The organism is Chryseobacterium sp. PET-29 (genome assembly GCF_025736815.1).
In the GTDB taxonomy this organism is placed as follows: domain Bacteria; phylum Bacteroidota; class Bacteroidia; order Flavobacteriales; family Weeksellaceae; genus Chryseobacterium; species Chryseobacterium nepalense.
Genome location: NZ_CP107053.1, coordinates 2,649,431 through 2,669,860, shown reverse-complemented (window position 1 = coordinate 2,669,860; position 20,430 = coordinate 2,649,431). Strand labels below are relative to the sequence as shown.

Sequence of the window (20,430 nt, the reverse complement as noted above, 5' to 3'; positions counted from 1 at the left end):
ACAAAGTTGGATAATTTACCACCACTTAATTTAAAAGTAAAAATGAGGACCTTAATCAAAAATGTAAAAATCGTTAATGAAGGAAAAATATTTGAAGGCGATATTTTAATAGAAAACGATATAATTTCCAAAATAGATACTAATATTTCAGAACAGGCAGATGAGACAATTGATGGTTTTGGAAAATATCTTTTACCGGGAGTTATTGATGACCAGGTGCATTTCCGTGAGCCTGGCCTTACGCATAAAGGTGATATTGAAAGTGAATCCCGAGCAGCTGTTGCAGGTGGAACCACCAGCTTTATAGAACAGCCTAATACGGTTCCCAATGCCGTAACCCAGGAATTATTAGCGGATAAATATGAAATTGCTTCTCAGAAATCATATGCCAATTACGGTTTTATGATGGGAGGGACAAATGATAATCTTGAGGAAATTTTAAAGACCAATCCGAGAAACGTTCCTGGGATTAAATTATTTTTAGGTTCTTCCACAGGAAATATGCTGGTGGATAATCCGGAAACACTGGAAAATATTTTCAGCAATACGAAAATGCTGATTGCTGTTCACTGTGAAGATGAAGCAACCATCAGAGCCAATACGCAACAATACATTGATCAGTACGGAGAAGATATTCCGGTGAAATTCCACCATTTGATCAGAAGTGAAGAAGCCTGTTATAAATCTTCTTCAAAAGCTGTCGAGTTGGCAAAAAAAACAGGAGCGAGGCTGCACGTTTTCCATTTGTCAACGGCGAAAGAATTGGAGCTTTTCCGAAACGATATTCCATTAAAAGATAAAAAAATCACGGCGGAAGTTTGTGTTCATCATTTGACTTTCACCAATGAGGATTATGAAACAAGAGGTTCGCTCATCAAATGGAACCCGGCTGTAAAAACCCAACACGATAAAGACGGACTCTGGGAAGCGTTGCTTGATGACAGAATTGATGTGGTTGCCACTGACCATGCGCCTCATACTTGGGAAGAAAAACAGAATGTTTACACAAAATGTCCTTCTGGAGCGCCTTTGGTGCAGCATTCTTTGGTGGTGATGCTTGAAAATTATAAAAACGGAAAGATTTCTTTAGAGAGAATCGTTGAAAAAATGGCTCATAATCCGGCAATTTTATTCAGAATTGAAAGAAGAGGTTTCATCAGAGAGGGGTATAAAGCTGATTTGGTTTTAGTAGATCTGAATGAGAACTGGACAGTAGAAAAGGAAAATATCCTTTACAAATGTGGTTGGAGTCCGTTGGAAGGAATGAGTTTCCATTCTAAGGTAACCCATACTTTTGTAAATGGAAATTTAGTTTACGAAAACGGAAAGATTAATGAACAGAAATTTGGGGAGCGACTGCTTTTTGAAGTTCAGGAATAAAAAGGTTTAAATTAATATATTACGATTACGGGCGGGCTTTAGCCCGCCCGTAATCGTAATAATCTTTCAGCATTAATATTGCAAATAAGATCAATGCTTTTCTATTATATTAAAGTTGGTGACTGAACTCAGGCAATTACAATACTTTCAATTCCTTTTGATAAAGCGGTATCCTGGATAACAGGAAGACCCAAACCTTCCGCCCGGAAAACACTGATGTCGGTAATCCCGATAAACCCAAGCACGCTTTTCAGATAAGGTACTACAAAATCATAAGCCTGATAATCGCCTTCTGAAAAAATAGAGCCACTCGCTACTGCGATATACACTTTTTTATTTTTCACCAGACCTTCAAATCCGTTTTCGGAGTATCGGAAAGTCATTCCGCCTCGTGCAATATGATCAATATAAGCTTTTAAAGCAGAAGGGATTCCAAAATTATAAATAGGAACAGAAATGATGATGATATCTGATGCCTGTAATTGTGCAATTGCGTCATCCGACCGTTTTACTGCTGCATTTTGTTCCGGTGTTCTGTTTTCAGCCGGAATAAACCAGGAATCTACCTGCTCTTCGCCCAAATGAGGGAAAGGGTTTTTCAGCAGATCCAATGTTGTTATGGAATGTTCAGGATACGTTTCCTGCAATTTTTCTTCAATGGCGTTTCCCAGTGTTCTGCTTGCCGAACCATTGGTTCTCGGACTTGAAATAATATGAAGTACGTTTTTCATTTTTTGAATGATTAAAATTTCTTCAACAAAATTATGTACATTTGCTTATGAAAAGTAAGTAGTGAACAAAAGGTTAGTACTAACCTTTTTATTAGTTGTTAATTTTTAATCATATGGAAAATCAGGATCAGGTCTGTAAAAATGGATGTAAGGCTGCGTGCAGTGAAAATCTTGCTGCAGTGGAAGATGCATTATATGTGATCGCAGGAAAATGGAAGCTCAAAATCATTATTGTTCTGCAGGAAATGGGAAATGTTCGTTTTAATGAGTTACAAAGACTTATTCCCGGTATTTCCGCAAGGGTTTTATCGAACGAGCTCAAAGATCTGGAACTGAACGGATTTGTAAAAAGGGTGGTGCATGCCGAACAGATGCCTGTTGTAGTAGAGTATATATCAACAGATTATAGCCATACTTTAAAGCCTGTGATCATGTCGCTTTCACAATGGGGAAAAACACATAAACGAAAAATTAAGGAAGAAATGCTTTAATTCGCGGAATGTTTCATAAAGTCTGTTTTGTTTATAACTAATTAAAAGATTGTCTGAATTCCAAAGGAGACATCCTCGTTTTCTTTTTAAAAAGCGTACTGAATGACTGCGCATGCTCAAATCCCAGCTCATAGGCAATTTCACTTATCGAAAGCTCTGTTGTTGAGAGTTTCTCTTTTGCTTTGCTGATCAACTTTTCGTGAATATGCTGTTGCGTATTTTGCCCGGTATGAACCCTCAAAAGATCGCTCAGGTAATTGGGCGAAAGATTCATGGCTTCTGCGATTTGCTGAACGGTAAGCAGTTCTTTTTCAGCTGAATTATCATTAAAATAATCATTCAGAAAAGCTTCAAATTTTGCCAGAAGATGATGATTTCCGCTTTTTCGGGTAATAAACTGCCTTTCATAAAATCGTTTGGAATAATTCAGCAATAACTCAATTTGTGACAGAATAATTTCCTGGGTATAATGATCGATGTGCTGGCATTCTTTATCAATCTTAAATAAGATTTCAAGCAAATCATTTTCTTCGTCTTCAGAGAGATGCAGCGCTTCATTAACGGCGTAAGAGAAAAATCCGTAGGAAGAAATGGTTTTTGCTAGGGAATGTTTCAGAAGAAAATCTTCGTGGAAAATCAACAGGTAACCTGTGTTTTTGCAATCCATCGTCTGCAGATCCAGATATTGAACCTGGTTGGGCGCTGTAAAACTCAACACCCCTTTATCATAATCGTAATGCTGTTGTCCGTATTTTATTTTTCCTGTAGCGTTCCGTTTCAGGGCTACACAGTAATAATGGCTCACAAAGCCTTTCCATACTTCATCTTCAATAAAAATACTTTCCGAAAGATTGATCACGCTTACCATCGGATGTTTCGGTTCCGGAAGCGACAAAAGTCTGTGAAAATGGGAAATAGATTGTATGGTGTTCATACTTAAGGTTTATAATAGTAAAGGTAACAATTATTTGAATTCTTCAAAGCGTCTTAGATTTGGGCGCCTTTTTCCGTCTTCCACTCCCGCTTTTTTGCTTCACTTCGTTACGCAAAAAGAGCTCCGTTCAAGCCGGGGCGCATAAAAGTACTACTTTATAAACCTAACAGGTTTCAAAAACCTGTTAGGCTTGAATTATTACGAATTTTACTTTAAAGATTTAACTTTTGAAAAGAAAATACTAATAATCTAAGAGTCCCATCCCGAATTCATCGTATGTCGCTCCCGTATCCGTTCCCAACGGCACAATACTTTCAAGCTTCTCAATATCAGATTCGCTTAACTGAATGCTTGCTGCTTCAATATTCTGTTCAAGATATTTTCTGCGTTTCGTTCCCGGGATCGGAACAATTCCTTTGCTGATGATCCACGCCAGAGCGAGTTGAGAAGACGTAATTCCTTTTTCTTTTGCCATGGCTTCAATTGCTTCCACCAGCTCTATATTTTTATGAAAATGCTGTTCCTGAAATCTTGGGATTCCTCTTCGGAAATCATTTTCCGGCAAATCATCAATGGAACGAATCTGTCCGGATAAAAATCCTCTTCCCAACGGTGAATAAGCTACAAAACCAATTCCCAATTCATTCAGTGTTTTGATGACGCCTTTTTCTTCAACGGTTCTTTCAAACAAAGAATATTCGCTCTGAACCGCGGAAATCGGATGAATAGCATGTGCTTTCTTTACGGTTTCAGAAGATACTTCGGATAAACCAATATAACCGATTTTACCTTCTTTTACCAGGTCGCTCATGGCGCCAACCGTTTCTTCTACCGGAACATTCTTATCCAGTCGGTGCATATAATACAGGTCGATGTAATCGGTTTTCAGATTTTTGAGTGAGCGTTCAACAGATTTTTTAACATAGTCTTTACTTCCGTTGATTTTCCAGGTAATCTGTTCGTTGTCATCAATTTCCCAACCAAATTTGGTGGCGATGATATACTGGTCCCGATTGCCTTCAATTGCTTTTGCAATAAGCTGCTCGTTTTTAAAAGGACCGTACAGATCTGCCGTGTCCAGAAAATTTCCGCCCAGTTCCAAAGAACGGTGAATGGTGGCAATCGCCTCCTGTTCATCTGCCGGTCCATACATATTGGCATCTCCAAATCCTGTCATTCCCATACATCCTAAACCAATATTCGGGATGATGAGTCCCTGGCTTCCTAATTTTACCTGATTCAATTTCATATTGTTGATTTTTATTGATACAAAATTGAAGAGAAATTAAGAACCTGATGTATGCAAAACGCTGATTGTCGTATGCAAATTACAGATGAGCAGAATTTAATCTCATTTATCATTGAAAATAGTGTTTAAAAGCTATTTCTTTGGTTTCGAACTCATATAAAAATTCAATTTCCCACCATTTATGATATCCGAATGTTTTAATGTAAAGTTTTTAATTTCCTTACCATTCAACAGGATTTTTTGAACATACACATTTTTCGGACTTTGATTAATCGCTTCGATCTCAAAAGTTTTTCCGTTTTCTAAATTCAAAATCGCATGGTCGATTGCCGGACTTCCAATGGCATACTCTTCCGAACCCGGAGCAACAGGATAAAATCCAAGCGAACTCAAAATATACCAGGCGCTCATTTGTCCTGCATCGTCGTTTCCACCTAATCCATCTGGAGTCGCTTTATATTGCATTTCAAGAATTCTTCTGATCTGCGCCTGGGTTTTCCAGGGCTGTCCTGCCCAATTATAAAGATAAGCCACGTGATGTGCCGGTTCGTTTCCGTGAACATAGCCTCCGATAATGCCTTCTCTTGTAATGTCCTCTGTATCTGCAAAAAACTCGTCAGGCAAATGCATGGTGAACAATTCATCCAGCTTGGAGGCAAATTTTTTCTTGCCACCCATAAGCTGAATTAATTCACCCGGATTTTGCGGTACAAAAAAAGTATAATTCCAAGAATTTCCTTCAATGAAGCCCTGTCCGTGCGTACTCAGCGGACTAAAATCTTTTTTAAAACTTCCGTCTGCAAGGCGGGGACGCATGAATCCATTACTTTTATCAAAATTATTTTTCCAGTTTTCGGAGCGTTTGATGAACTGATTATAAAGTTCTGTTTCGCCTAAATGTTTCGCCAGTTGTGCGATTGCCCAGTCGTCATAAGCATATTCCAGCGTGTTGGAAACCGAAGTTCCGTTTTTTTCCGAAGGAATATATCCTAAATCAATATATTGCCCGATGCCTTCATAATCTCTTTTGTTAGCTGTAGCAACACAGGCTGATAGGGCTGCTTTTGCGTCACCGTCATAATTTCCTTTAATAATGGCATCTGCGACAACGCTTACGCTGTGATAGCCGCTCATACACCAGTTGTCATTGGCGTAATGTGACCATATCGGAAGCATTTTCATAGAAAACTGATCGTAATGCACCATCATAGATTTCACCATATCTCCGTTTCTTTTTGGCTGGATGATATTAAAAAAGGGATGTAGTGCACGATAGGTATCCCAAAGGGAAAAAGTAGTATAATTGGTGAAGCTTTCTACCCGGTGAATATTTTGATCCAAACCTTTGTATTCTCCGTTTACATCCATATACGTGGTCGGATTGATAAAAGTATGGTACATTGCCGTATAAAAATTCGTTTTCTCAGTATCTGAACCTTTAATGACTATTTTATTAAGCTCATTATTCCATATTTCCTGGGTTTGTGCTTTTACCTGATCAAAAGATAAATTTCCGGCTTCTTTTTCTAAATTTTCAAGGGCATTGGCCTGGCTTACCGGTGAAATGGCTAATTTAATTTCAATGGCTTCATTTTCTTCCGTATCGAAATCGAAATACATTTTCAGGTTTTTTCCTGCGATTTCGGGGAAATTTTTAGTCTGGTCGAATTTTCTCCAAAAGCCATTATAAACCTGCTTCCCATCATAATTCTTCTGTCCGTAAGATTTGAAAGGCTTTGAGAATTTCATGGCAAAATAAACGGTTCTCGTTCTTGCCCAGCCGTTGGTCTGACGATAGCCGGTAACAGTGTTTTCGTTTTCTACCCGAACATAAGTCCAGATATTTTTTCCTTCATAATTATAGATTCCGGACATCAGATCAAAAATAATATGCGCCTGATCCGACTTCGGAAAAGTGTATCGATGGACACCAACTCTTGTTGTTGAGGTTAATTCGGCTAAAATATTATGATCCTCCAATTTTACTTTGTAATAGCTGGCTTCTGCTTTTTCGTTCTGATGGGAAAATCTGCTTCTGTAGCCATTTTCAGGATGGTCTGCAGTTCCGGGATTCAGCTGTAGCTTCCCGATAGTCGGCATTATTAGGAAATCTCCCAAGTCTGAATGTCCTGTTCCGCTGAAATGGGTCGAGCTAAACCCTACGATGGTTTTATCTTCGTAACGATAACCGGCGCAGTATTTATAGACTTCGCCATTATATTTCCCATTGAGTTCATAAGCAATAGTGTCGGTTTCCGGACTTAGCTGAACGGCTCCGAAGGGTGCAGTGGCTCCGGGATAGGTATGACCCATTTTTTCTGTACCGATCAGAGGATTAACAAATTGTATTAATTTTTCAGATTTTTGGGCATTGGTAAATGCGCCGAAAAGCAAAAGAATAAAAACAAAAGTTCCGGGATTTTTCATGCAAGAATTTTTTCGATGCATAAATTTAGATAAAATCGAATGATAATGATTTATGGTTTTTGATTAATCAATTATTTTTCAGAAAAACGAAAGCCAATACCATGCAGATTTTCAATGACAATATTTTCTTCTTCTGCCAATACTTTTCTCAATCTGGAAATGAATACATCCAGACTTCGGCCCATGAAATAATCATCATCGCCCCAGATGGCTTTCAGAATGTCCTGTCTTTTCAGGACGGTATTTTTATTACTGATAAAATAAAACAGCAGATCAGATTCTCTTTGGGTAAGGGTAATCATGTTTTGGGCGTCCTGCAACGTATAGTTTTTAGGATCAAAAGTATATTTTCCTACTCTGAATTTTGATGGAAAAGCATTCGTTTTCTTAGAGCGCCTCAGGAAAACTTCGATTTTCAGAATCAATTCTTCAATGCTGAAAGGTTTTACCAGATAATCATCAGCCCCGATTTTTAATCCTTTGATTCGGTCCTCTTTCAGTGCTTTTGCGGATATGAAAATAATTGGGATCTCAGTATTTTTCTCACGGATCCGTTCTGCCAGTTCAAAGCCGTTAAGTTCGGGCATCATGATATCAAGAAGACAGATGTCAAAAGCTTCTTTATTAAATGCCTCAAGTGCTGATTTCCCATCACGATAACATGAAATGTTGTAATGATTTTCCAGGCTATCCTGAATCAGGAAGGCAATCGTTTCATCATCTTCGGCATACAGAATTTTAGATTTTTCCATCTCTTTCAAATATTAAAGTGGCAGAGTAAGGGTAATGGTGATTCCTTTATCGGCGTTATTTTCAACCGAAATTTTCCAGTTATGCTGCTGGACAACTTTTTTCACGTAAAATAAACCTAGCCCGAAACCATTCACTTCATCGCTTTTTGGGGTATTCACTCTGTAGAATTTATCAAATATATGAGGAATGTTTTTAGCAGGAATCCCAATTCCGTTATCTTTAAACTTTAAATATAATGCTTTTGAGTCTTTTAATGAAGAAATAAAAATGACGGGTTTGGTATCGCAGTATTTTATGGAGTTATCTAAAATATTATAAACGATATTGGTAAAGTGAAACTCATCGGCAATGATGGATAGATTGCTCTCAATATTTATTTGCACGGAAAGATCTTCGTTTTTTTGCTTTATATTATCAATGATTTCCTGGATAAAAGGAAGCAACACAATTCTTTGCGGCTTTAAAGACAACCCTGAAGCGTCATTCTTGGCAATATTTAATATCTTTTCAATATGTCGGTTAAGTTTATAGCTTTGATCGGTAATAATTGAGGTATAAGTCTGCAATTTCGGATTGTCTTTTACGATATCCTGTTTGGTTAATGCTTCTGAAGCCAGCAATATGGAAGAAAGCGGTGTTTTGAATTCATGCGTCATATTATTAATGAAATCCCGTTGCAGTTCTGCAAATTTTTTCTGCTGAATAATGGTGTAGATCGAATAAACATATACTAAAAGAATAATGATTAATGCAAACGTGAGCACATACCAAAAACGCAATGAGCTGATAAGGTACGTCGTTTTATCAGGAAAACGGATAGAAAAGTAATAAACGAGATTTTTGTGTTTAGGAAATTTAATGATCTTCTCGTTTGGGCTTTCCTGATGCTTCGAGACGAATTTCCCGTAAAGCATCTGATCGCTGTGACAATTGTACAGCGCATACACATAATCGGTGTTGATCTGGAAGCGATTAAATTCGGTCTTAAGATAATATTCCAATAATTCAGGATGAAATTCATTATTAATGTTTACCACATAATAATCATTGGAAATATTCTGTACCGGGCTTTCGCTGAAAGACGTTTTTCCACCGGACAATTTTTCTACCACTTCGAGCAGGGCAATGTTCACAGTCTGATTAAATTTTTTGTCTTCAAGATTATACGCCTGCCGGGTCCACATCAGCTGGGCAATTAAGATCCCGATAATTGCCACAAATCCGAGGGTAATGATAATATTGAGTTTTTTTATTTCCATTTTATCAAACAATATTATCCAAAAATATTTATTTATCTTTGGCTATTAACAACTCATTAACAAATGTTTGAAACCGGTTAACACGCAAAACTTGTTATCACCTTTACATTTGCTATATCAAAAGACATAATACGTTTCTTGTAACAATTAATAAAATTTTATATCATGAAAAAATTAAAAATTACAGCTCTTTTAGCAGTGTTGGCATTTTCTCCGTTCTATGCGGGAGTTTTTCCTGCTGACAGCAATCCCGTTGTTAAAGTACTTGCAGATGCCATTAAATGGAAATCAGAATCTATTGATGTAGGAAATATTCCTCAGGGAAAACCTAAAGTGATCCGATTTGAATTCACCAACACATCCAAAAAACCTATTGTCATTGAAAATGTGGCGCCATCTTGCGGATGCACAACGGCAGACTACACCAAAACTCCTATTCTTCCCGGAAAAAAAGGATTCGTAGAAGCGAGTTATAATGCTGCAAGTGCAGGTCCCTTCATGAAGACGGTAAATGTTACCACCAGCGACAGCAAAACTCCGAAAACGCTTTCTTTCAAAGGCACGGTTGTTGCATCTTAATTTCTATTAATTTAATCTTGTTCAATATAAAAAACGGCGTGATCATTACTGGTTACGCTGTTTTATTTTTAGGAGCTTTATAACTACAGCGAAAGTTATATTATTCTATTTGAAGCTTCTTCCGGCTTTCCGCACTCGCTATTTTACTATTTTCAGCGACGCGGCAGCCGCACGCTGAAAATAGTAAAATGAGCTCAGACAAAGCTGCAATCCGGGCTAGGATCGAAGTCATCATTTCAATATCAGGCATTCAAAAATTTTTATTTTTTTCAGGAAATAGATAATCATTTTCCTCTGAGTTTTTGTAACCTTTTGAATTATTTCATCGTCAATTCTTTTGCGGTAAAATAAAATAATTATTTAGTGCATTATTTCTTGGATTATTTTAAAGAACGGCAATTCAATATTTAGTATTTTTAAGAAAAATAAACAATATGAACTTATATTCACAACCCATGTTACGCGAAGATGCCTTAAAAGACAAAGTAGCCATCATTACTGGTGGCGGAAGCGGTCTTGGAAAAGCCATGACAAAATATTTTCTTCAGTTAGGTGCAAAAGTGGTAATTACTTCCAGAAATCTTGAAAAATTACAGGCGACAGCCAAAGAACTGGAAGACGAAACCGGTGGAAAAGTTCTCAGCGTGGCATGCGATGTTAGAAACTGGGATGAGGTGGAAGCAATGAAAGAAGCCGCTTTAAAAGAGTTCGGAAGAATTGATATCTTATTGAATAATGCAGCCGGGAATTTTATTTCTCCTACAGAAAGGCTGACGCATTCAGCCTTCGATTCCATCCTGGATATTGTTTTAAAAGGCACAAAAAATTGTACCCTTTCTGTCGGGAAACACTGGATCAATTCCAAAACACCCGGAACCGTTCTGAATATCGTAACCACCTATTCCTGGACAGGTTCAGCGTATGTTGTTCCGTCCGCCTGTGCCAAAGCAGGCGTGTTGGCGATGACAAGATCTTTAGCGGTGGAGTGGGCAAAATACGGAATCCGTTTCAATGCGATTGCTCCGGGACCATTTCCTACAAAAGGAGCCTGGGACAGGTTGCTTCCGGGAGATCTGCAGGAAAAATTCGACATGAGAAAAAAAGTTCCGCTACGAAGAGTAGGAGAACATCAGGAATTGGCCAATCTTGCGGCGTATCTGGTTTCGGACTATTCCGCATACGTAAACGGAGAAGTGGTAACCATTGATGGTGGTGAATGGCTTCAGGGAGCGGGAGAGTTTAACATGCTGGAGGATATTCCGCAGGAAATGTGGGACGCCCTGGAAGCAATGATTAAGGCAAAAAAATCAAATTAATTTTAGGTCCTACTAGAATCACAAAGATTTGATTGTAAGTTAAAATGCTCATTAGTAAGGTTAAAAATAGCTTTTTTCTTTTGCGGTTAAATGAAAGTAAAAAGCTTTAGGTAAAAAGTAAAGTAGATTCTCTATCGGGAATCTACTTTTTTTATTTGGGGGATTCTACGGTTGAAGTTTCGTTGAATTACTGAGATAGTTCACTCTTGAGCGAGATAAATTTGCAGTAGAAATTTTTACTAAAACAAATTCAAAAACATGGAAACATTAAAGTCGGTGTTGGAAGCAAACCACACCAAAAAATCAAAAAACGAATTAATTGACCTTTTAACAGGACTGGAAAAATCATTAACGCCTGCAGTGTACGAAAAAGTTTCGGGAATTGAAACATCCGAACTGGCTTCTTTATCAAACAAAGAATTAATAAGCATTATTGATGACTTCAAAAAAAATTACGATGAGAAATGGGAAAAATCTTTTGCCGCAGTTTCATCGGAAGTAATGAAAATGATTGCAGGAAAAATGGCTGCTGATGACCAGGTGTTCAAAACATCAGGTGCTGAAAGTGCAGACTTTGCCGCAGAGCTGGGAAGCATTGATTTTGCAAAAATTATTGGCGGGCCGCTTGACGCGTGTGTTAAAGCACAGTCCAACGCAGCTATCAGCACGGTGAACTTCATTCAGCAGGTTGGTTTTGAAAAAGACGGAGAGGAAAACAAACTTCGTATGGCAGAATTCAAATACAAAAAACATGTCCCGAATCCTGAATATAAAAACGAAGAAGAAACCCCGAATGTAGACGCTACCATTGAGCAGGATGTGGAAATTTCCGTTCCTTTCATTGCTTTACTAAATGTGCCGAGCTTCAGAATCGAAACCTGTGATGTAGATTTTAACGTGAAATTAAATTCTACCTACACCAAAGACGTAAGCGATGAATTCGGAATTAAAGCAGGTGCTTCAGGAGGCTTCGGTCCCGTAAAATTCAATGTCGATGTATCTTACAAGAGAACTTCCAGCACGGGAATTAAAGTGGAAAAAGAATATTCTCTTGGGGTAAAAGTGAAAGCTACCAATGACGAAATGCCTGCAGGACTGGAAAAAGTTCTGGGATTACTTGCACAATAAAACTTTTACGAGATCATGATTAAATTATCAGATTACCTGGATTATCTCAATAATGAGATAATTCAGGCTCGTAAAAAAGCAGACGAAAATGCAGTTGCCATAGCAAAAGAGTATGCTCAGCACGAGTACTTAAAATATTTTAAAGTTCCGAGATATTCGCTTCCCAGTGTGAAAATGGATATTCCTATTAAAATCACTGATATTGATGCCGATGCCGACAGGGATTTTCCGATAAATGAACTCAAATTAATTCGCGATGTCAATGAACGAATTTATACGGTCAACAAAGAAAAACAGCTGAATATTCAGCCGATTTCCACGAAAAACATTCAGACGGAAGATTTCAAAACATTACTGAATTCCGTAAGAGGCGGAGGTCTGGAATATTTGAAACTGCCGAAAATTGAGAATGAAACGAAAACTCCTGCAAGCAGGATGCAAACTGCAAAATCTATCGCTGCCGTTCCGCAAAAACCTGTTGAGAGACCTATAGAAGGTACCTCCACGGAAGAAGAGTCTGCGGCATTGAGACAGATTTATACCGAAGTTTTGAACAGGTATATTTTGATCAATTCAAAATTGAACAACATTTATATTGACCCGAATACCAATTCTGCCGAAGATAAAGATAAATTATTCATCAACCTTCATGTGGAAATGGAAGAAGAGGGTATCAGGATCATGTCTTACAAAGACAAAGACGGTAAAGAAATCGAACAGATAATTTTTGAATAATGCAGGAACTTGTTCATCACACGATACAGAAAATTCAGGAACTCTTTCAGAAATTTAATAAAGTTCAGGAGTTGTATCTGTCGAAATCTTTCGATTTTGACGGACAATTTGAAGCTTTTCTTTACGAATTTTTAGAATATTTGAAAACCAAAGGAAATACCACCTGCGAATCTGACGTGTTGAAGGTTATGAATATGATTTCAACCGTCAAAAGAGGGTTCAATCCCGTTCAGATGGAAAAAATTACCAATGCAAAACGTGAGCTTCAGTGGGGTTTTTCATTCAGTGCAATGGAAAGTGTCCACGGATTATTGACAGAAATGTACAATAAGGAACAAAAAAAACTGGATGAAGCGGAAGAAATCCTTTCAGGACTTATTGTTTCATTATACCAGAACGGATTTTTAGATGAAGACAAAGTAAAAGATCTCAATACAATCCCCAAAATTGAAATATTCTGGAATTCACTTGTTAACCACAACACACAGATTTTAGGAATTAACAAAAAACTGAGACTCAGCATGATTTCGGAAGATATATTCCTGGTCATTGAGAAAGTTCTTTTAAAATTAATATAAACCACTACCATGGAAAAAGAAAGATATATTGTTGTGCTCGAAGATCAGCAGAAAAAATCCCTCAAGAAAGTAGAAAATGAACTTGAGGTTACCATTACTTCGTCAGAATTTCTTTCATCGGAAAACCGTTCTTACGAGGTAATTGATAATGATAACGGTGTCCTATATAAAAATTTAGGCGTTCTGGTCGTGGAAAATATGGATGAAGGGCAATTGAAAAGTGCCGTTAAAAATGATTCTAATCCCATCATTTATTTTGAAAAAGAAAGAGAATTCTTTTCTGCCGACGAGTTATCAATCATCCATGAACTGAAAAAGCAATCCGCCGAAATCACCGATAAAATAGCAGAGCTGGAAAAATATATTACAAATAAACCTTTGCCGCAAAAATCCCTCATAGGAATGGAATGGGGATTAAAAGCGCTTGGTATTGAAAATTCCCTCTACACCGGTAAGGGTATCGACATCTGTATTCTGGATACAGGGATAGAATTGTCACACCCCGATTTTTCAGGAAGAGAAATAGAAGGAAAATCATTCATCAGCGGAGAAAGCTGGGACCGCGACCCGAATGGTCACGGAACACATTGTGCAGGAATAGCAGCCGGAAACATCAGACTGGACAACGGAAAGCGGTACGGAATTGCCAAAGATGCCAATTTAAAAATTGCCAAAGTGCTTTCCGATTCGGGGAAAGGAACCACCAGCAGCGTAATCGATGCCATAGACTGGGCTATTACAAAGCAGTTCAGGATTTTATCATTATCATTGGCTTCTGCAGTAAAATTAAATGATTTCCCTTCCCCCCTTTTTGAAACCGTAGGTGCAAGGGCATTGGAAAATAACTGTATCATTATTGCCGCTGCCGGAAATGACAGCAGCCGGCCATCACTCCCAAAGCCGGTATCTTCTCCTGCAAATACTTCATCTATAATGGCAGTTGGCGCGATAGACGGACAAATGAAGATTGCCAGATTCTCTAATGCAGGCTTGAATCCCGCAATGGGAGGCTCTGTCAATATCTGTGCTCCGGGAGTAGACATCATCAGCGCATATCCGAAAAATAACAAAAATAAAAGCAGCAATTATTACGCAATGAGCGGGACAAGTATGGCAACGCCTCATGTTTCCGGAATGATGGCATTGTACATGGAACAGTTTCCCGAAAAATCAGCAAAAGAAATCTGGGAACTGGCAGAAACGAAAGCAAAACCAATCGAAGGCCTGAAATACAGGGATATCGGTAGCGGATTAATACAGGCATAATTATGAAAACCTATATCGCAGTTCTGAAAAAAAATATTGATATTAAAAAGCTTGAAAACGAACTGAAAAAGAAAAATTTAAAACCGGCGGCTCACTATATATCTATTGGAGTAGTAAAATTAGAAAGTGAAAAGCCGGTTTACCAGAAAGATTTTGAAGCCTATTTCATTTCCGTGGAAGAGGATAAAAATATTGAGATTTAATAATATGATTTTAATTATTTATTAAAAATACCAGCGAAGTATGCTTTCTATTGGATAAACCTTATTTTTGTTCTGTAACTAAAATAAATGATTATGAATTTCAGATTTTCAATCTTAACGATGATGATGTTTGCATTAGGTTTTTCGCAGGATCTTAAAGTAATGAGTTTTAATATCCGGCTGAATGTAGATTCTGATAAAGAAAATTCATGGACGAACAGGAAGCAGGATGTTGCAGATCTTCTTTCTTATTATCATCCGGATTATTTCGGGGTTCAGGAAGCGTTGCCGGAACAGATGAAAGACATAAAAAACGGATTGAAGAATTATGATTATGTGGGAGTAGGAAGGGATGACGGAAAAGAAAAAGGTGAGTTTTCAGCTATTTTCTACGATACAGGAAGACTTCAGGTAATAAAATCAGGGACATTCTGGCTCTCTGAAACTCCTGAAAAACCATCAAAAGGTTGGGATGCGGCTTTAAACAGAATCTGTACCTACGCGCTTTTCAGAGATAAAAAGTCGAAAAAAGAATTTATGGCGCTGAATCTCCATTTTGATCATGTTGGCAATGTGGCCAGGGTAAAATCTTCTGAACTGATTTTAAAAAAGATCAAAGAACTGAATCCTAAAAACTTACCGGTAACCGTAAGCGGCGATTTTAATTTAACCGAAGATTCGGAGCCGATAAAAATCATGTCACAAAATATGAAGGACAGTTTTTATCATTCAGAAACAAAACATTACGGCCCTAAAGGAACATTTACGGCTTTTAATGTCAATGAAATCCCAAAAGACAGAATCGATTATATATTTGTAAAAGGATTTAAAATTAAGTCCCACAGACACATCAATGACAGGAGGGAAAATCTGCTGTATCCGTCAGACCATTTTCCGGTATTGGCAGATCTGCAGTTTAATTGATATAACAACTGAAAATGTAATTTAGCTTTTAGAAGAGACCTTTCCTAATAATCCATACAGAATCTTATCTCTTATTTCATCAGTGATTTCGGAGGTAGATTCTGTATTTCTTTTAAACCAGAAATAAGAATTATTTAAAGTGTGAAGAATAAATCTTGTTGTAAATGATGATGATCGCAATTCCCAGTTTTCTGCCCTGTAAATCTCGGAAATCAATTCCTCTACTTCCTGCTGGTAATTTTTCCGAAGCGCAATAAATTCAGGAAGACGTTCTTCCAGGTGTTTCCATTCATTGGAATAAATATGTGTAACATCACGGTTTTTAAGAACTACGGATAAATGTTTGTCAATAAAAAGGTTAAGCTTTTCCTTTGGAGGAATAGATGTATTTTTTACTTCCTGAAGTTCATCGAAAAATTCCTGGGCAATTCCGAAGCAGATCCATTCTAAAATTTCTTCCTTAGAACGGATGTGGGCATACAATGAAGCTGCCTTGATATTGAGCTTTGTCGCCAAATCCCGTACAGAGCTGCCCATATACCCTTTTTCTTTGAAAAGTTCTACGGCAACATCTAATATTTTCTTCTGTTTTTCTTTAAGCTCCATCTGGTAAAACGCAAAAGTAATTATTTTGATTGTAATATTTTGTTTTTCAACGGATGATTTTGTCTTCAATAGGAACGGACTTTAGTCCCATTTAAAATATAAAAATTTTCCAGTTCTTTAACCTAATTTTATTATGTTCGTTTTAAACTTGATAAAGTAATTTTAAACTTCATTTTTTTTGAATTTTTCCCAATCTGACTTTTCTTCCATGATTTTTTACTCTAAAACAGCCTAACCGGAATTTTTGTCTGTTACAATCAGGTTTAAAGTGCATTTTTCGGAAATTTTGTCTGTATTTTTTGAAAAATCAATAATTGAACACTTTTTGCGATATAGCTCTTGAATTAAATGATTAAATACGATGGAGGGCATCAGAAATTAGAAAATCAGATTTAAAAAATTAACATTTATTACACTCTTATGGTCTGAAATCTGATGTCTGAAATCATACAAATGAAAACCGAATTAAATCAAAAATATATATAGAATATGAACTTAAACCAATATACTGTAAAATCGCAGGAAGCCATCCAGGCTGCTCAACAGGTAGCCATGGAATTCGGCAACCAGAGTATTGAGCCTCAACATCTTCTTGAAGGTATTTTTCAGGTGGATGAAAATATTTCGTCTTTTTTATTAAAAAAATCAGAAGCTGATGCTGTTTTGGTAAGAGAGCGCAACCGTGAAAATTTAGAGAAACTTCCGAAAGTACAAGGTGGAAATATCTACCTTTCACAATCGGCGAATAAAGTTTTGCTTGATGCACCCAACATCGCAAAAAAAATGGGTGATGAATATGTGACGATAGAACATCTTTGGCTTTCGCTGTTAGAAACGAATTCAGAAGTTTCAAAAATGCTGAAAGATATGGGCGTTACAAAAAGCCTTCTGGAAGGCGGGATTAAAGAATTAAGGAAAGGAAGCAAGGCAACTTCTGCAAGTTCGGAAGAAACCTACCAATCTTTAAACAAATATGCTAAAAACTTCAACGAATTAGCGGCAGAAGGTAAACTGGATCCCGTAATCGGACGTGATGAAGAGATCAGAAGAGTCTTACAGATTCTTTCAAGAAGGACAAAAAACAACCCAATTCTTATCGGGGAACCCGGTGTAGGTAAAACAGCCATCGCTGAAGGAATTGCCCATAGAATTATCAGCGGCGACGTTCCTGAAAACCTAATGGACAAAACTTTGTATTCTTTGGATATGGGGGCCTTGATTGCCGGTGCAAAATATAAAGGTGAGTTTGAAGAGCGTTTAAAATCCGTTGTAAATGAAGTCATTAAATCAGACGGACAGATTATTCTTTTTATTGATGAGATCCATACTTTGGTGGGAGCCGGAGGCGGTGAAGGCGCAATGGATGCTGCCAATATTCTGAAACCGGCACTGGCAAGAGGAGAATTAAGAGCTATCGGCGCAACAACCCTCAATGAATATCAGAAATATTTTGAAAAAGATAAAGCGTTGGAAAGACGTTTCCAGAAAGTAATGGTGGAAGAACCTGATACGGAATCGGCTATTTCTATTCTTCGGGGAATTAAAGATAAATATGAAGCACACCATAAAGTAAGAATTAAAGATGAAGCGATTATCGCGGCGGTGGAAATGTCGCAGAGATATATTTCAGATCGTTTTTTACCGGATAAGGCGATTGACCTTATTGATGAAGCTTCTGCCAAATTGAGAATGGAGATCAATTCTAAGCCCGAAGAACTTGACGTTTTAGACAGAAAGCTGATGCAGCTGGAAATTGAATTGGCTGCGATCTCAAGAGAAGGAAACCAAACGAAAATCGATCACTTAAAAGAAGATATTTCAAAAATTTCCGAGCAGAGAAATGAAATTAATGCCAAATGGTTGAAAGAAAAACAAAAATCTGAGGATTTAACCCAGATTAAAAAAGATATAGAGTCTCTGAAACTGGAAGCCGAAAGAGCTTCAAGAGCCGGAGATTACGCAAAAGTAGCAGAGATCCAATATGGAAAACTCCGCGAAAAAGAGGAAGAGCTTTCCAAGCTTGAACTGGAGATGCAAAATCATCAGAATGAATTGATTAAGGAGGAAGTGACTGCTGAAAATATTTCTGAAGTCATCGCCAAATGGACAGGAATTCCTGTAACCAAGCTTCTCCAGTCTGAAAGAGAAAAATTATTGAGTCTGGAAACAGAACTTCATCACAGAGTTGTAGGACAAGACGAAGCGATTACCGCCGTTGCGGACGCCATCAGAAGAAACAGAGCGGGATTAAGCGATGATAAAAAACCGATCGGTTCGTTCTTATTCCTGGGAACAACCGGAGTCGGGAAAACCGAGCTGGCAAAAGCTTTGGCGGAGTTTTTATTTGATGATGAAAACAATATGACGAGAATTGATATGAGTGAATATCAGGAGCGTCATTCCGTTTCGAGATTGGTGGGTGCGCCTCCGGGATATGTAGGATATGATGAAGGCGGACAATTAACGGAAGCGGTTCGCAGAAGACCTTATTCTGTGGTTCTTTTAGACGAAATTGAAAAAGCGCATCCGGATGTTTTCAATACATTGTTACAGGTTTTAGATGATGGTCGTTTAACAGATAATAAAGGAAGAGTGGTGAATTTTAAAAATTCAATCATCATCATGACTTCGAATTTAGGTTCGCACTTAATTCAGGAACGCTTTGACTCCGCTCAGCGCGACAAAGATGATAACATCAGTCCTGAGACCTTGGAAGAAGCAAAAGATGAGGTTTTCGATTTGCTGAAACAAACCTTACGCCCGGAATTCCTGAACAGAATTGATGAGGTGGTGTTATTCCAGCCGTTAAGAAAAAAAGAGATTGGAAAAATTGTTACCTATCAGCTGAGAGGTTTCAATGATATGCTTTCAAAACGGAATATCATTATGACGGCCACTCAGGACGCTGTAGATTATCTGATGAACAAAGGCTATGATCCTGCATTTGGAGCAAGACCTTTAAAAAGAGTAATTCAGCAAGAAGTGCTTAACAAATTATCAAGGGAAATTCTCGCCGGAAATGTAAATGACGGAGACCGGATTACACTGGATTATTTCGAGGAAACGGGTCTTGTTTTCAGACCTGCGGAATTATAAGTAGTTTTTTTTCATATATATTATTTTGTAAGTAAGTGCTGTAGATTGTTTTCTGCAGCACTTATTTTATTATAGTACTTTTCATAAGATTTGGCCCTGAATATACAATCCGTAAAATCCCTGAAAATAAACAGGAAAAAAACCATGTCGCAGCAATGTGTTTTTTTGCGAACTTTGCATCATCAACTAACATTATAAAACTAGCTTATGAAAACACAACCTACCTCCGAAACTGAAACACTGGATCTTAACCTGCCGCCAAACACGATGGCTCAGAATTTTATCCAGATCCTGGTGAATAATTACAGAAATAATCAACTGAAATCTGTAAAGGATAAAATGGGCATTGATGATGCACATTCCATTCATTTTGACCTTAACACGCTGAAAAAATTTATTGCTGATATTGAAACATTAGCCTCCGCAAATAATCCGGAAACCAATCCGCAAGATTTAGGAATTCGTTTTTATTATGCTGCATATCCGAACCTTGAAAACTGGGATGTTATGAACAATACTCCAATAGGAAGAGAATATGCTGAAAAACATACATTGGTAATGATTCCTACCATAAAAAGACAGGATGAAAACGGAGAAATGCTGAGTTACGATTTCAATCCACTGGCATTGAGCGGGGACGGAAAAGTGCTTGCAATGGCTTCCGCAAAAAATGCAAATTCCGATTGTGAAGTAATTTGCCAGAATCATGGAGCTTTAATACCACCAGACAGTACAAAAACTGAATTATTTTAATATTCTTATCAAAAAAGAAATT

At 37.6% G+C, this 20,430-nt stretch carries 19 protein-coding genes; 12 read left to right on the top strand and 7 right to left on the bottom strand.

Annotated features, from left to right (window positions below):
* Positions 1 to 42 precede the first annotated feature (42 nt).
* Entirely contained in the window at positions 43 to 1,380 is a 1,338-nt protein-coding gene (locus ODE14_RS11900; RefSeq protein WP_263601593.1) for a dihydroorotase, read from the top strand.
* Between the two features lie 128 nt (positions 1,381 to 1,508).
* Here ODE14_RS11900 and ODE14_RS11895 read toward each other — a convergent pair whose 3' ends face one another.
* Entirely contained in the window at positions 1,509 to 2,111 is a 603-nt protein-coding gene (locus ODE14_RS11895) for an FMN-dependent NADH-azoreductase (protein WP_263601592.1), read from the bottom strand.
* A 113-nt stretch (positions 2,112 to 2,224) separates the two neighbouring features.
* Between ODE14_RS11895 and ODE14_RS11890 the strand changes: the two genes are divergently transcribed.
* Positions 2,225 to 2,602, top strand: a complete 378-nt coding sequence (locus ODE14_RS11890) for a winged helix-turn-helix transcriptional regulator (RefSeq protein ID WP_248390424.1) — start codon at positions 2,225 to 2,227, stop codon at positions 2,600 to 2,602.
* A gap of 37 nt (positions 2,603 to 2,639) precedes the next feature.
* Here ODE14_RS11890 and ODE14_RS11885 read toward each other — a convergent pair whose 3' ends face one another.
* From ODE14_RS11885 to ODE14_RS11865, 5 genes are all read right to left on the bottom strand, one after another.
* Positions 2,640 to 3,536: a helix-turn-helix domain-containing protein gene (locus tag ODE14_RS11885; protein ID WP_263601591.1), complete on the bottom strand. Its 897-nt coding sequence runs from the start codon at positions 3,534 to 3,536 to the stop codon at positions 2,640 to 2,642.
* A gap of 241 nt (positions 3,537 to 3,777) precedes the next feature.
* Positions 3,778 to 4,785 carry an aldo/keto reductase gene (locus ODE14_RS11880; protein WP_263601590.1) on the bottom strand — a complete coding sequence of 336 codons (1,008 nt, stop codon included), beginning with the start codon at positions 4,783 to 4,785 and terminating at the stop codon, positions 3,778 to 3,780.
* Between the two features lie 132 nt (positions 4,786 to 4,917).
* Positions 4,918 to 7,212, bottom strand: coding sequence for a GH92 family glycosyl hydrolase (locus ODE14_RS11875; RefSeq protein ID WP_263601589.1), 2,295 nt, complete (start codon positions 7,210 to 7,212; stop codon positions 4,918 to 4,920).
* Between the two features lie 71 nt (positions 7,213 to 7,283).
* Complete coding sequence (locus ODE14_RS11870; RefSeq protein ID WP_263601588.1) at positions 7,284 to 7,964, bottom strand: response regulator transcription factor; 681 nt, start codon at positions 7,962 to 7,964, stop codon at positions 7,284 to 7,286.
* 12 nt (positions 7,965 to 7,976) lie between these two features.
* Positions 7,977 to 9,224: a sensor histidine kinase gene (locus ODE14_RS11865; RefSeq protein WP_263601587.1), complete on the bottom strand. Its 1,248-nt coding sequence runs from the start codon at positions 9,222 to 9,224 to the stop codon at positions 7,977 to 7,979.
* A 165-nt stretch (positions 9,225 to 9,389) separates the two neighbouring features.
* Between ODE14_RS11865 and ODE14_RS11860 the strand changes: the two genes are divergently transcribed.
* The 8 genes from ODE14_RS11860 (at position 9,390) to ODE14_RS11825 (ending at position 15,953) form a co-directional block, all read left to right on the top strand.
* Positions 9,390 to 9,803 (top strand): DUF1573 domain-containing protein, encoded by a 414-nt coding sequence (locus ODE14_RS11860; RefSeq protein WP_248390441.1) that lies wholly within the window; start codon positions 9,390 to 9,392, stop codon positions 9,801 to 9,803.
* A gap of 434 nt (positions 9,804 to 10,237) precedes the next feature.
* On the top strand, positions 10,238 to 11,119 hold the full coding sequence (locus ODE14_RS11855) for an SDR family oxidoreductase (RefSeq protein ID WP_263601586.1): 882 nt from the start codon (positions 10,238 to 10,240) through the stop codon (positions 11,117 to 11,119).
* A 258-nt stretch (positions 11,120 to 11,377) separates the two neighbouring features.
* A complete protein-coding gene (locus ODE14_RS11850; protein WP_263601585.1) occupies positions 11,378 to 12,247 on the top strand; it encodes a DUF2589 domain-containing protein in 870 nt (289 codons plus the stop codon).
* 15 nt (positions 12,248 to 12,262) lie between these two features.
* Positions 12,263 to 12,982, top strand: coding sequence for a hypothetical protein (locus tag ODE14_RS11845; protein WP_263601584.1), 720 nt, complete (start codon positions 12,263 to 12,265; stop codon positions 12,980 to 12,982).
* Entirely contained in the window at positions 12,982 to 13,560 is a 579-nt protein-coding gene (locus tag ODE14_RS11840; protein ID WP_263601583.1) for a hypothetical protein, read from the top strand. Before ODE14_RS11845 ends, ODE14_RS11840 begins: the two co-directional genes overlap by 1 nt.
* Before the next feature lie 9 nt (positions 13,561 to 13,569).
* Complete coding sequence (locus ODE14_RS11835) at positions 13,570 to 14,826, top strand: S8 family peptidase (RefSeq protein ID WP_263601582.1); 1,257 nt, start codon at positions 13,570 to 13,572, stop codon at positions 14,824 to 14,826.
* Between the two features lie 2 nt (positions 14,827 to 14,828).
* Complete coding sequence (locus tag ODE14_RS11830; protein WP_263601581.1) at positions 14,829 to 15,029, top strand: hypothetical protein; 201 nt, start codon at positions 14,829 to 14,831, stop codon at positions 15,027 to 15,029.
* 93 nt (positions 15,030 to 15,122) lie between these two features.
* Positions 15,123 to 15,953: an endonuclease/exonuclease/phosphatase family protein gene (locus ODE14_RS11825; RefSeq protein WP_248390486.1), complete on the top strand. Its 831-nt coding sequence runs from the start codon at positions 15,123 to 15,125 to the stop codon at positions 15,951 to 15,953.
* A gap of 21 nt (positions 15,954 to 15,974) precedes the next feature.
* On the opposite strand, the gene ODE14_RS11820 is transcribed toward ODE14_RS11825, so the two are convergent.
* A complete protein-coding gene (locus ODE14_RS11820; protein ID WP_248390489.1) occupies positions 15,975 to 16,628 on the bottom strand; it encodes a TetR/AcrR family transcriptional regulator in 654 nt (217 codons plus the stop codon).
* A 420-nt stretch (positions 16,629 to 17,048) separates the two neighbouring features.
* On the opposite strand from ODE14_RS11820, the gene clpB reads away from it, so the two are divergent.
* Positions 17,049 to 19,655: an ATP-dependent chaperone ClpB gene (clpB, locus tag ODE14_RS11815; protein ID WP_263601580.1), complete on the top strand. Its 2,607-nt coding sequence runs from the start codon at positions 17,049 to 17,051 to the stop codon at positions 19,653 to 19,655.
* Between the two features lie 207 nt (positions 19,656 to 19,862).
* The gene (locus tag ODE14_RS11810; RefSeq protein WP_263601579.1) at positions 19,863 to 20,408 is read left to right on the top strand and encodes a hypothetical protein; all 546 of its coding nucleotides are present in this window, start codon (positions 19,863 to 19,865) and stop codon (positions 20,406 to 20,408) included.
* Positions 20,409 to 20,430: the final 22 nt, after the last annotated feature.